This is a genomic window from Pseudoalteromonas sp. TAB23, assembly GCF_000498075.1.
Taxonomy (GTDB): Bacteria; Pseudomonadota; Gammaproteobacteria; order Enterobacterales; family Alteromonadaceae; genus Pseudoalteromonas; species Pseudoalteromonas arctica.
In genome coordinates, this window is sequence record NZ_AUTP01000249.1 from 1 (window position 1) to 12114 (window position 12114).

The 12114-nt window shown below is 37.9% G+C and carries 19 protein-coding genes and 3 tRNA genes; 5 read left to right on the forward strand and 17 right to left on the reverse strand.

Annotated features, from left to right (window positions below; all coding sequences use genetic code 11):
- The 7 genes from L654_RS0115070 to L654_RS0115100 all read right to left on the reverse strand — a co-directional run.
- The coding region (locus L654_RS0115070) for a replication endonuclease (RefSeq protein WP_024608334.1) at positions 1-1505 on the reverse strand (1505 nt) is incomplete at its 3' end.
- Positions 1506-1507: 2 nt separating this feature from the next.
- Positions 1508-1795, reverse strand: a complete 288-nt coding sequence (locus tag L654_RS0115075) for a hypothetical protein (RefSeq protein ID WP_024608335.1) — start codon at positions 1793-1795, stop codon at positions 1508-1510.
- 73 nt (positions 1796-1868) lie between these two features.
- Positions 1869-2468: a DNA N-6-adenine-methyltransferase gene (locus L654_RS0115080; protein ID WP_024608336.1), complete on the reverse strand. Its 600-nt coding sequence runs from the start codon at positions 2466-2468 to the stop codon at positions 1869-1871.
- Positions 2469-2477: 9 nt separating this feature from the next.
- Entirely contained in the window at positions 2478-2882 is a 405-nt protein-coding gene (locus L654_RS0115085) for a hypothetical protein (protein ID WP_024608337.1), read from the reverse strand.
- A 2-nt stretch (positions 2883-2884) separates the two neighbouring features.
- Positions 2885-3157: a hypothetical protein gene (locus tag L654_RS0115090; RefSeq protein ID WP_024608338.1), complete on the reverse strand. Its 273-nt coding sequence runs from the start codon at positions 3155-3157 to the stop codon at positions 2885-2887.
- Between the two features lie 9 nt (positions 3158-3166).
- Entirely contained in the window at positions 3167-3421 is a 255-nt protein-coding gene (locus L654_RS0115095; RefSeq protein WP_024608339.1) for a pyocin activator PrtN family protein, read from the reverse strand.
- The gene (locus tag L654_RS0115100) at positions 3418-3705 is read right to left on the reverse strand and encodes an AlpA family phage regulatory protein (RefSeq protein ID WP_024608340.1); all 288 of its coding nucleotides are present in this window, start codon (positions 3703-3705) and stop codon (positions 3418-3420) included. The genes L654_RS0115095 and L654_RS0115100 overlap by 4 nt, the downstream gene beginning before the upstream one ends.
- A gap of 163 nt (positions 3706-3868) precedes the next feature.
- Here L654_RS0115100 and L654_RS1000000126970 point away from each other — a divergent pair, with 163 nt between their 5' ends.
- Positions 3869-4333, forward strand: a complete 465-nt coding sequence (locus L654_RS1000000126970) for a helix-turn-helix transcriptional regulator (RefSeq protein ID WP_024608341.1) — start codon at positions 3869-3871, stop codon at positions 4331-4333.
- A gap of 45 nt (positions 4334-4378) precedes the next feature.
- On the opposite strand, the gene L654_RS0115110 is transcribed toward L654_RS1000000126970, so the two are convergent.
- From L654_RS0115110 to L654_RS0115120, 3 genes are all read right to left on the reverse strand, one after another.
- Complete coding sequence (locus tag L654_RS0115110) at positions 4379-5236, reverse strand: hypothetical protein (RefSeq protein ID WP_024608342.1); 858 nt, start codon at positions 5234-5236, stop codon at positions 4379-4381.
- Positions 5237-5434: 198 nt separating this feature from the next.
- Entirely contained in the window at positions 5435-5779 is a 345-nt protein-coding gene (locus L654_RS0115115) for a hypothetical protein (protein ID WP_024608343.1), read from the reverse strand.
- On the reverse strand, positions 5780-6331 hold the full coding sequence (locus L654_RS0115120) for a hypothetical protein (RefSeq protein ID WP_024608344.1): 552 nt from the start codon (positions 6329-6331) through the stop codon (positions 5780-5782).
- Between the two features lie 496 nt (positions 6332-6827).
- On the opposite strand from L654_RS0115120, the gene L654_RS0115130 reads away from it, so the two are divergent.
- On the forward strand, positions 6828-7193 hold the full coding sequence (locus L654_RS0115130) for a S24 family peptidase (protein WP_024608345.1): 366 nt from the start codon (positions 6828-6830) through the stop codon (positions 7191-7193).
- A gap of 43 nt (positions 7194-7236) precedes the next feature.
- On the opposite strand, the gene L654_RS0115135 is transcribed toward L654_RS0115130, so the two are convergent.
- The 4 genes from L654_RS0115135 to L654_RS0115150 all read right to left on the reverse strand — a co-directional run bounded on the left by L654_RS0115135 (position 7237) and on the right by L654_RS0115150 (position 9812).
- Complete coding sequence (locus L654_RS0115135; protein WP_024608346.1) at positions 7237-7551, reverse strand: hypothetical protein; 315 nt, start codon at positions 7549-7551, stop codon at positions 7237-7239.
- A 101-nt stretch (positions 7552-7652) separates the two neighbouring features.
- Positions 7653-8237 (reverse strand): hypothetical protein, encoded by a 585-nt coding sequence (locus L654_RS1000000128315; protein ID WP_024608347.1) that lies wholly within the window; start codon positions 8235-8237, stop codon positions 7653-7655.
- A 56-nt stretch (positions 8238-8293) separates the two neighbouring features.
- A complete protein-coding gene (locus tag L654_RS0115145) occupies positions 8294-8791 on the reverse strand; it encodes an ImmA/IrrE family metallo-endopeptidase (protein WP_024608348.1) in 498 nt (165 codons plus the stop codon).
- 400 nt (positions 8792-9191) lie between these two features.
- Positions 9192-9812 (reverse strand): MarC family protein, encoded by a 621-nt coding sequence (locus L654_RS0115150; RefSeq protein WP_024589771.1) that lies wholly within the window; start codon positions 9810-9812, stop codon positions 9192-9194.
- Positions 9813-9907: 95 nt separating this feature from the next.
- Here L654_RS0115150 and L654_RS0115155 point away from each other — a divergent pair, with 95 nt between their 5' ends.
- The 3 genes from L654_RS0115155 (at position 9908) to L654_RS0115165 (ending at position 11313) form a co-directional block, all read left to right on the forward strand.
- On the forward strand, positions 9908-10345 hold the full coding sequence (locus L654_RS0115155; RefSeq protein WP_007580267.1) for a transcriptional repressor: 438 nt from the start codon (positions 9908-9910) through the stop codon (positions 10343-10345).
- A gap of 75 nt (positions 10346-10420) precedes the next feature.
- Positions 10421-10888: a chemotaxis protein CheX gene (locus L654_RS0115160; protein ID WP_007580265.1), complete on the forward strand. Its 468-nt coding sequence runs from the start codon at positions 10421-10423 to the stop codon at positions 10886-10888.
- The gene (locus L654_RS0115165) at positions 10885-11313 is read left to right on the forward strand and encodes a secondary thiamine-phosphate synthase enzyme YjbQ (RefSeq protein WP_024589772.1); all 429 of its coding nucleotides are present in this window, start codon (positions 10885-10887) and stop codon (positions 11311-11313) included. Before L654_RS0115160 ends, L654_RS0115165 begins: the two co-directional genes overlap by 4 nt.
- 221 nt (positions 11314-11534) lie before the next feature.
- Here L654_RS0115165 and L654_RS0115170 read toward each other — a convergent pair.
- The 3 genes from L654_RS0115170 to L654_RS0115180 form a co-directional block, all read right to left on the reverse strand.
- Positions 11535-11610 (reverse strand) — tRNA-Gly (locus tag L654_RS0115170).
- A gap of 43 nt (positions 11611-11653) precedes the next feature.
- Positions 11654-11729, reverse strand: a tRNA-Gly gene (locus L654_RS0115175).
- A gap of 96 nt (positions 11730-11825) precedes the next feature.
- Positions 11826-11901, reverse strand: a tRNA-Gly gene (locus L654_RS0115180).
- Positions 11902-12114 lie beyond the last annotated feature (213 nt).

Sequence of the window (12114 nt, forward strand, 5' to 3'; positions counted from 1 at the left end):
CGGCTAGGCGCTGTAATGTTATAAAAGCCACCGGTATAGCCCATTTCGTCGGCCAGTTCTTCGGTTTCGCGTATGCGTAGCATTAATTCGTTACGCATGTTTTCGGGGTTGGCAACACCTGCTTCTACCGCTTTCATTAGCGATATAACATCGTTTTGTTCGTTTACTAATTCTAGGCTTTCTAGGTAACGTTGCCCGCGTTCGCGGTTTGTGGTGTATTCCGCCACTGCTTGTTTTGAACAATACGCACTTATACCACGGCGTTTTGTGGTTGTAGCGCCTTTTTTATCGGTGCTATTAAATAAATCGCGGCCCACTTCGCCTGTGGCAATTTCTAGGTGTTCAAGGTAACGGCTACGAATAGTTTTAAGCTTACGCGCCCACCACTTATGATCTTGTGCTTTTAAAAGCGCGACTTCTGCATCGGGTATGGTTAAGTAATCACCCTTTTCAGTAAACTGTAATTGCACAGTAAATTGTGCCGCGTACGCGTTTACTTTTTCGTGTATATCGGTTGCATCCCACGTGGGGTGCTCTTTTGCAAGGTCGGCTATTATTTCAGCCACTTGCATTGCCAATACATTTGCGTGTTTTTTGGTTTTATCTGCGTTGGCCAAAATATGCCAAGGCAGCGGCATAGCATTAGTAATTTGCTCGAGTATTTTTAGGCGTGGTTGCAACGTTGCAACTGTGCGGCGTAACCAATCATTTGCTTTAATTTGCTTGCGCACTTCGGCCACTGTAATTGCTGGCTTTTTATGCGCTGTTTTTTTATCGCTAAAGTCGTAGTTTTTGCGGCTGCTGTTTATTAGCCTTTCGTTATACTGCTGTTCTGTTTCGCCATTCGCTTTGCCGGTGTTTTTAATGTGCGTGTACTTATCAATATAACGTTTAGCTACGCGCATTTGCAGCGGCTTAGGCACGGTAGCTAAGCACTTATAAACATGAGCAACTTGGTACGCATCGTCAATAGCAGCAATAACCGACATGGCAGACTTAGTAACCTGATCGCCAACCGGCTGCTGTAAATTCTGGCTGGTTACAGGTTGTGGCTTTTTTACATCACGCTGCTTGTGTGCAAATTCCATATTACTGGCAGTTTGGCGTACAAAGCTTGCTTGTATGCTTGGCTTACGGCCGCTTTGGATTATGTCTTTAACAATAAAGTTATGAATATTATTGTTATGCACTTTTTTAAGTGCCGATTTAGCCGGCGCACTTAGCTTAAGGTTGGTTACATCGATGCGGTGTTGTGCGGTTTTAAGCTCATCATAAAACCAAGCGTTTGCTTTTTCGCTTGGGTTTATGGGCTCGTCTTTATACCAGGCATTATTTGATGGGGTAATTTTGGCTATGTACTGCTTAACCATTTTATATTGGCTGTAGGCAGTAAAACGGCCAAGGCCGTTTAGTAATGTTGTGCGGTGGTCAATGTCGTCAACGGCCTTAACCATAGTTAAAGCCGCTGTAACAACATCAAAACTTACAATGGGCCACATGCTCATTATTAATTAAGCTCAATTTCAATAATTTTAGGCTCACCATGAATTTGCGCAGCGTCTAATGCGCTTTGCATTTGGTCGTAAACTGGCGCGTATTCAATGTGATCAACCGCAATTAATTGCACCACTGGCATTAAGTCAGTTAGGCAGTTTTCACACTCCATAAGCATTGCAACTGTTGGGCGTTTGTTTAAATTGCGAATAGTAAAGTTGGCTTGGTCGATAGCGTGTTCAATGATATTTCTTACTAAGTTCTGTTTTTTAAATAGATCTTGGTCTTTGATAGTGGTCATTTTTAGTATTCCTTTGGGATTAAATTATTGGTGTAGATTTACTGAGAATGTGTTGCTTTTGGGTGTAGTTTCATTACTTCACTACTCCAAGCGCTGAGAATATTGCGCGGAACTTGTTCGGCCTATCACCAAGGTAAGTAATAAAACAGCCTTTAGGTGCGCCTTTTTTTACATTACCCTGTGCATCGTTAAAATGTGTACGGCCATCAATAAAACAGCTTAAACCCGCGTTTAATAACTTTTGGCACCATGCCTCTGAGCTATTAACAAAGGTGATATTCATTGCTTCTTTAAAATTACCTTGTGCGTATTGGTCTAAGTAGTAATCAATCCAATCGCCGTTGCTGGCTATGTCTTCGGTAATACAATGGCCACGATACTTACTGTAAGTCGGGTCGTTACATATTTTTTTAACGCATTTTGGCTTACATGCTATTTCACCTTTATTGAATGGGTGATTTAACCAAACAGTATTAGCTATCCAATTGCGTGTTAATGCATCGTCATCTTGGGTTAAGTAACACGTCGCTTTTACTGACTCGTTAGCCACTGAACAACTTGCGGGGTCTAAATCAATAATCGGAAACATTTGGTGCACATACTTCAAAACTTTAGCAGGCGTGTAAAATTCAACATTGCCACTGTCTTGATTGATTAGTTGATCAGGTGTCATGGCTAATCCTTAATGTGTTTGTGAATCAGTTTTTGTCTGTTCAACTAAATGCGGAACAACATCAAACTTAGGCGGGGTTCTTTCAAAGTTTTCGCGTGCTAATACGTTGGCATCAGTAAAAGCGGCAACAATATCTTGTAACGCTAAAATGCCTTTGCGTACTGCATCACGCTCTTGCAAATTGAATTGATAAAAGCTCATTTCTATATGGCGCTGTTTAAGTCCTGCAGCAATACACACTAATTTTCGTTGTTGATCAGTTAAAACGGCATTGAATAAATAACCAGGTGTGCGCGTTCTATCGCTCATTAGCGCTTTTATTTCAGCAAGGCCTTTTGGTATGTGTCGCCCTTCTACAGCTTTTAATGGCGCTGGTTGTGCGTTATTGGTGTGTTTAACTAATGCATTTGCCATGGTTATACTCCTTGTGCTTGTTGCTGTGGTTTAGATAAAGCTTGCGTTTTTAACCAGTACACGGCTTTTTGTATGGTTTGGTTTTCGTTGCCGTGGCAGTAAATAGGTAATGGCAACTCGCCAACAAAGGCTTGTAAGCACGGTTCAAATTCAACTGATTTACAATTAACGGCTTCTTTAGTGCTTATTTGGCACTTAAGTAAATACTCAGCCTTAGTAGCTAAGTTAGGTAATGCGTTATACGTGTTTTGGTCAAATACTTGATATGTGCTCATTGTTTGCTCCTAGTTATTAACGCTTTGCCATTCTTTTTGGGCTGCGTCGTAACGGGCCTGTAAATACGCACCTAGGTCGTTTACGTTTACCATTGTGGGTGCACGTTCTGAGTCGCGAATTTTAAATGTGGGTATAGGTAACTGTGCTGCCTTTGCTTTTTGTTCGGCTGTTTTAAACTTAAGGCCTAAATATTCCTCACAAATGTCTTTAAGCGGCACCGCTGGGGTGTTGTATATCGCTAAAAGTGCAAAGGTCATGTTCATGCGGCTGCGCCTTCACCTAATTTTTGTGCTTTAATTTGCTCGCCATATTCAGCAAAAAAATGATTACTGTTCATTGAGCGCCATAAGTTTATGTCTGACTCAAGCCAAACAGCACTGCGGTGCGACACACGATGTGACTTAGGGAACATGCCTTTATTCATTAGGTAGTACATATGCGAGAGTGAAATACCGCACATTTCTAGCACTTGCTTACGCTTTAAGAACTTTTCATCTGGGCCAACTACTTCACCCTGTAAGTTTTTTCTGTATTTTTCAGCATCCATAATTAGCCTCTATCTTTATTTGTTTGGTTCCTAAACTGACTATAATTGTGCTAATCTTCGTTGTTAGGGTATTTAATTAAACCCAAACACTAAAGAAGAACACTAAAAGAATCATTTGGTACACTATTGTATCCGAGCTAAATACTAGGATCTTATAAGAACTATGTCAAACACTATTGGGCTTAAAATTAAAACTATTCGTGAATCACTTCACCTGAGCCAAGCTAAATTCTGTGAATTACTTGATATAGGGCTTAGCGGATACAAAAAATATGAGGCTGGAATTTCTGAGCCTGGTGCTGGTAATTTAGAAAAAATTGCTAAGCATCCAAAAACAAAAATGTATTTTATGTGGTTATTTACTGGTGAAACTAACCCTGCTGCTGGGCAAATTGCGCCAGGTGACTCTATGAGTGACCTGGGTTTATTAAATGAAGAAGAGTTTGAAAAGCAATTTATTGATACTTCAATTAAATCGCTAATGATGTTCTTTCATCTTGATTGGTTTAGGGTAAACCCAGATAAAAAGATTGATATTAACGACTGCGGTAAATTACTACTAAAAGACTTAAAACCGATAATTGACTCCCGCGCAAGCAAACCCGCCAATAGCCAAAAAACAGCATAAAAAAGCCCGCATTAAGCGGGCTTTTTAGTGTTTTTAAAATCTACTCTAATTAGAACCACATGCTGGTGCATTTATGCCGCTGCAATCCGTAATAGTAACTGTTCCAGTCTGTATAGGAACAAAATAATTGAGTTGATTGATTTCTACATTAATAGCTCTGGCACTACCTACTGATTGGATCATAATTCTTAAACGGTCTAATCCCTTAGCAGAAGGAGGTACGCTATTTCCGTTCTCGTCGACAACTTCTTCAATTGTTGCCTCAATTTTAGCCGGTTGAGAAAGTAATTTTAAGCTGACTTTTACGTAGCCATTACCAGATGAAAAAGGAATTATAAATTGGTCTGGCAGGTCAGTTTTAATTAACCCAAATGCTTTTGCTATTGTCAACACCGTTGCTTCTGCAGAACGCATAGATGCATACATAGTACTATTCAACTGATCATTAACTTGTGTTTTGCAATATGCACAGTTTACAAATGACCATGGACCAGTAAGACCTGTTCCATCCCCTACTTTTATTGTAGTTGACTGAGCCTCTGCTTTTAAAAATGATATAGAGCTTTTAACATCCTCCATATACCTTTGAACTACTGCAGAAGTTTCTACTAATGTGGAACGAGGCGCAGCAACAGGAGGCCTCGGTGGTGGTAGCGGAGTAGACTCAAGCCAAACTTTATATGTTGATATTTTTTTATTATACAAATCAGCTACGTTTACCGTTTTAGCATTTACGACACCTACAGATGTATTATTAATATTTCTCATAGCCCATGAGTTTGCTACACTTTGCATCTCTGCACTTGAACACTGGTAACACTCAGCACCATTTATTGTTTCAGCTTGTGCTGACCAAGTAACTATAGTCGAACAAACAAAAAACAAACTACTGATAAACTTCATTACATTTCATCCTTAATGTTATTGATAATCACTCTCATTATAATTGCTATTTTGGTAATGTAAATATACATATAAGAAAATACATGTTTGTTATTCATTTATGTATTTTTTATATCGGTATAGATATTTAATGAGGCAAATAGCTAAAATTAAATGAAGCTAAATAAAGAATGGTCAAAAATAACCCGCATTAGCGGGTTATTTTACAAGTTTGAATACTGGCCGTTCTCTCGTGGGAGGAAGATTAGTTGGTCTTTTTAGTGCTTGGTTTCTAAAGTTGGTTATGCGTTTGTGCCCTACACTGATTGATTCTATCTTATCCCAGTTATCTGGGAGCTCTATTGCTGTACCTAAGTCCATTACTATTGAGTAGGCTACGCCGTGATCTACTTGCTGGGCTGCTGTCCCCTCTGGCATATAATTTTTTATTTTGTGTTTAAGTATGGTTTCTATGCCTGTCGTATTTTGGCCGCGCACTATAGCAATACCTGTTATACACAACGCCATTGTTAAGCAGATAAACATTACTATGAGTAATGGCATTTAAATACCCTCTTTAGTTAGTAAACGAGCAAATTGTTTAACTGGGTATATAGTAACAACGCCAAGCGATAATATATTAAGCGCCAGAACGCTATAACTATAAGCAGGTGACAGTAGGTTGTTATCTAACAGGCCACGCATGATGAATTGCGTTAGTTGTAATATTGCTTGTGCCAACGCAAAGTATAAACAAAACCGTGCTGTAGTTGAGAACGTGCAACTTCTAATTGTGTGTAAGAAAAATAACGCAACGACAAATGCCATTGAGCAACTAAACATGGTGAAGTAAAAAAACTGCCTTAGTGCTAATTTGCTCATTTCTATTGTAATTATGTATTGAGCTAAGCTTGAGCTTACAAAGTGAAATACCATCACTGTAAGTGCAGCAATAAAGCATGAATGCATTGTGTGATCGGCAATTGATTTTAGATTGCTTTTACCGCCGAAAAATAATGCTAGACGGTATTTATTAAGGGTTGCTAACAAAAAAAGAATAATAAGCACTTCTAACGCTCTTATTGTCCAGTCTGTTGCAGTTATAAAATCAATCATGCGGTTTCCTTTGTGGTGTAATTAACCAGCAATAAAGCTGGTTAATAATTTAAGCTGGCTTAGTTTAATTTTGGTGGCTCTACACCACCGCCACCACCGCCATTGTCTTGATTATCTTCACCACCACTTACCTGTGCTGATAAATTTAATAATTTACCGTGTTTGTTTTTCTTGTTCATAACTTAATCCTTTTATCTGTTAAAAGCGCTCTGTTTAAGAGTCAATTTCATTGTAATGATAAAAATGATAATAGCAATAAAAACACTGTATAAGTAAACAGTTAAACCTTTCGAACAACTTGATTTGAAAGGCTTTATTTGTGTAAATATTTACACCGTTTTGTAGTTGGGAATTAGTCTAAATCTACTTTACTTTTAGAGGTGGCAACAACTTACGTAATTTGCTGAGAATAGAATAATCTTCCGAACATTTTTTTAATATTGGCTTAAATAGGGCTAAAATTAATTTAAATTATTTTTATTGAGTGGTTTATTTTGTGATTATTTCTAATGTTGATGTGGGACCTGGCATAAAGGAGTTAGAAAAAAGTTTGGATAGTAGCTTTTTAAGTGATTCAACTTTTGTTGGCCGTGCCAGTGGTAGGAGTATGGAAGATGTAGGTATATTTGATGGCGACATTCTTATAATAGAACGCGCAGCCACAATAAAACATGGTGATGTAATTGTTGCAGTTTTGAACGGGCTTTTTGTTTGCAAAATAGCTGATTTGAAAAACAACCAGTTACTATCCGCGAACCCTGATCACCCGCCAATTAAAATAACAGAGCATGATGAATATAACGTTGAAGGTGTTGTTGGCCAGTCGATAAGAATGCATAGAACGAGTAATTTATTGGGGTAGGTTTATTAAATATAAAAACCCGCTAAGTACGGGCTTCTTTATATTAAAGGCCTTTTTTAATTTCGCCTTTTACATAGTATTTAAATGCTGTTCTCTGCATATTTTCCCACGTATCAAACTCTGTATTTTTACCTATGTAACTATCCCATTCATCATCAGGTATTGCTTTAAAGTCTTCTGCTGTTTCAACAGTGAAAGGGCTACTATTCAATAGTTCCTCAAAATTTTTATATTTAGAATGGTTAGATATGAAAGTGTCATTCATTAACTCATCTAGTGCTATAGATTTTTTATTACCTAACTCTTCTAAATTTTTAGATAGTTTTTTCAATCCACTGAAATCTTTTTTTATCGTCATTATTAATAGTCCCTTTAAATTTAAGTAAAAACATAGTTTAGTTCGGAAAGTAGTTTGAGCAAATTTTACTTATAAAAAAGCCCGCTAGTTAGCGGGCTATTTTATTTAATTTTACTTTTTATATAATTCGCCAAGGCCATAAATAATTCACTTGCGGGTCCGGCAAGCGCTACATTTGGGTTATCTTCATTTTGTTGGCGGTTATGAAATGAGAACTTAACAATTGTCAGTAATAAAGTTAAGCCAGTACCAAGTATAAATGCAACTAAGGTTATGATTGATCCTGAGTAAAGCATTTTATTACCCATACTTTCTACTACCTGTTTATCGCTAGTTTTAATTTTCTCGTCTGATTTTAAAGCTGGTTTATGATTTTTGGTTACCTTGGTTAATTCCACTTTTTCCAAAGGCTTATTACTTACCTCTACCATAGTAGTTCGATGCTCTAAAATACTATCTAATGATTTTTTAGAAAGGCAAAGCCCCGTAACTAAAAAGCAAACAGCTAGGGCTATGGCAACTGCAAAACAAAAAATTTTAAACCCCAAGTAAACTTGTTCTTCTATTACATTGAATTTTATTATCTTAGAGTTTTGCTCGCTGTTTATATTTACAGCTTGATTACTTACGCCACTATTTTTATCGCCGGCTATATCAAAGCCGTCATTTTTATTTTCGCCTGACATAAAAAAGCCCTTAAATTAAAGGGCTAGATTATATTAATAATTTGTTTGGCTCAACTTTATAAAGTTAAGTATCCTAAATTCTTCAGCCGATAATACATAGCGGCTTCTGATACTTGGAACATTTCAGCAAGCTGTTTGATATTACTGATGCCTTTGACAAATAACATTGTTTTAATTGCATCAAGCGGCATTAGCAATTGTGCAGCAAAGTTGTTAGCTTCACGCTCTTGCCAAATTGATGAGTTCGAATTGAACGTATTAGAATCATCTCGAAAACATGGGTTTTGCGGATTAACATGATTGAGGACATGATGTCCAAGTTCATGCGCTAGAGTAAAGCGCTTGCGATTAGAACTTTCTGTACTATTACAGTATATAACCCTTTGTCCTTGATTATTAATTTCAGCTAGGCCACTTAAACCTATGTAATCAGGATTGAAAGGGTTGATAGAGTCAACTTTAATGCTCAGTTTTCCTGCAATATCTTCGATATTTACAGGTAGACGCCAGTCCCAATTGGCATCAAGTATATTCTTGACTGCTGGCAATTCCATAATAAACCTCACGACAAAAACAGCCGTAATTGGCTGTTAACTAATAAATAAGACTACTGGTATTAAGAATAGTTGCATAAATAAGGTAAGCAACTTAAATGTTGTATAGTTAAGTAAACTTAATGTGTGTAAAGTAACTGAAGTTAAGTACCCAGTCAATTTATTATGATACAAACTGTGTTATATCGGGACCCCTTAAAACCAAAAAGGTGACCCTATAGTCACCCTTATATACTAAGAACCCTCTAAATACCTACTTATCAGTCCAATCAAGCATTGGTGCCACAGAAAAGCGTCTATCCAAAGTACATTTATTCAAAGCAAACCTCAGGGTATTAAAGTTATTAAGCACAGCTTAAAAGGCGCTGCATTTTACACAAAAGCCTGGCAGGCATCAATGTTAAGAGAACACCTGCAAGCCAAAATAATGGGCTATGCCATTTAAAATATTAGTAACGGCAACCGAACTTAAAATAAGCCCCATAATTCTACTTATTATACTTGCGCCACTGTCACCAATTAATTTATGTACATGCGTTGCAAGTAGTAACAAAACCAGTACAACTGCTAATACAGCAAGCATCATTGAAGACGTTAGTAACTGCTCAACCCAGGTATACTCTTCATTACGAGTCATTAATACGGCGCCTAACATAGCGCCAGGGCTCGCGATAGACGGAATCGCAAGCGGAAAAATAGCGGTTTCAGTGCTGTCGCGTACACTTTTAATTTCGGCTTCTGGTTTACTTTCACCAAATATCATTGAAAGTGCAAAAATAAGTAATATGATACCGCCGGCTATTTGAAAAGCCGAAAGTGGAATTTCAATTGCGTTAAGTAATTGCTCACCTGCGAGTACAAAAAATAAAAGCACTAATGCAGATACGCCTACCGCTTTAAATATAACTTTACGTTTAAACTTCTCATCATCACCACGTGTGACTGCAATAAATACAGGTACAGTGCCAATGGGGTCAATAACCGCAAAAAAGAAAATAAATATAGCCAATAGTTCGTGCATTACTGGGTTTCCTAGGTAAAAAGCGCTTAATAAAAACGCTGCAACTACAACACAGTATGTTAGTATATCACGGTAGCATAAGGATAAGAGTAATGATGAATATAGAATCACTCGTAAGTAAAGCAAAACAAGTTTGTGACAACCGTGGTGCGCGTTTTACGCCTATCCGCGAGAAAGTATTTCGTCTATTAGCCAGTGCACAAGGTGGTGTTGGTGCATACGATTTGCTTGAGCAATTAAAAGTAACTGAAACAGGTGCTAAACCTGCAACTATTTATCGTGCATTAGACTTTTTAGCTGAACTAGGTTTTATTCATAAAATTGAAAGCACAAATGCATTTATGCTGTGCCATCATTTTGATCATATTCACCCGGTACAATTATTAATTTGCGATACATGTGGCTTTGTTAAAGAATTACACTCGAGTGTAATTTCGCATGAGCTTAATAATCTAGCTGCCGAAGGTGGCTTTGTCGTATCAGGGCAAACAATAGAAGCACATGGTAAATGTGAATCTTGCAGAGCATCATAATCCTTCAAAGTTATCCTTAGTGACTATACTCAAACTATATAGTCATTTCACAGAACAAATTTAAGAGTAGCCACTATGAATGTAGAATTCATCAATCCTTTTTTATCTTCTTTAATTAATGTTTTAAGCACTATGGCTCAAACTCAATTGAAGCCGGGTAAACCTCGCATTAAAACTGATGAGATAGCCTGTGGTGATGTATCAGGTTTGATTGGTATGGTTGGCCCGCAAACGCGTGGATCATTTTCAATTACATTTGATGAAGGATTAGCATTAACCATCATGGAGCGTATGCTTGGCGAACGCCCTGATACCATAGATGAAGAAGTTACCGATATGGTTGGCGAAATAACCAACATGGTAACTGGTGGTGCTAAAAATTTACTTGGCGAGAAAGGTTTCGACTTTGATATGGCAACGCCTATTGTGGTATCGGGTAAAGGTCATACAATTACTCATAAAAGCCAAGGTAAAAAAATCATCATGCCATTTAGTTGTGATGCTGGTAATGCAAACATTGAAGTTAGCTTCGATAAACTATGAGTTGGCAGCAAAAGCAAATTACATTAAAACCTCGCCCGCGAGGTTTTCATATAATTGATGACGAAATATTATCTCAACTTCCTGAACTGGCGAGTTACAAAATAGGCTTGTTACATTTATTTATTCAGCATACCTCAGCGAGCCTTACAATAAACGAAAATGCAGATCCCACTGTTCGTATGGACATGGAAAGCCATTTCAATAAATTCGTTCCTGAGCGTCAACCTTATTATCGCCACGATTATGAAGGTGACGACGACATGCCTGCACACATAAAAACCAGTACGTTAGGCTGCGAGCTAAGTATTCCTATTTCAAATGGTTATTTAGCGTTAGGTACATGGCAAGGCATTTATTTAGGTGAACATCGTGATTCTGGTGGCTCTAGACGAGTTATAGCAACTATTCAAGGGGAGCTATTTTAATAAAAGCTCTCGGTTTCAAAGTATTAACTCTTCTGTACCTCACTCATACCTCATAACTTCAAAGTACGACACCTTTCTTGTAGGCGCGAAGCGATAGCTTCTAACAACCAAAACTTCAATGCTGAATATTGCACATAGAATAAAGTAGATAAGAGAGATTTTAAATTATAATTTTATTTATGATTTTTAATACAGAAAATTTTGAAAGGATATAAAAAGATTGGAGCGGTACACGAGGCTCGAACTCGTGACCTCGACCTTGGCAAGGTCGCGCTCTACCAACTGAGCTAGTACCGCATAACTAAATTTATTATCACTACAATTTCTTTTGGTTAGAAATTGGAGCGGTACACGAGGCTCGAACTCGTGACCTCGACCTTGGCAAGGTCGCGCTCTACCAACTGAGCTAGTACCGCATTTTTCAGTTATTTTATTGATGCGCAATAAATTGCGTTCAACATCCTAGCAACTGAGCTAGCTTTTATTCACTTCAATTTCTTTTGGTTAGAAATTGGAGCGGTACACGAGGCTCGAACTCGTGACCTCGACCTTGGCAAGGTCGCGCTCTACCAACTGAGCTAGTACCGCATTTTTTATTTCTTCAGTTATTTTACGTTGGTGCGCGACAGGTCGCGTTCAACATTCTAGCAACTGAGCTAGTACCGCATTTTCACTTCTTCAGTTATTTTACGTTGGTGCGCGACAGGTCGCGTTCAACATTCTACCAACTGAGCTAGTACCGCATTTTCACTTCTTCAGTTATTTTACGTTGGTGCGCGACAGGTCGCGTTCAACATTCTA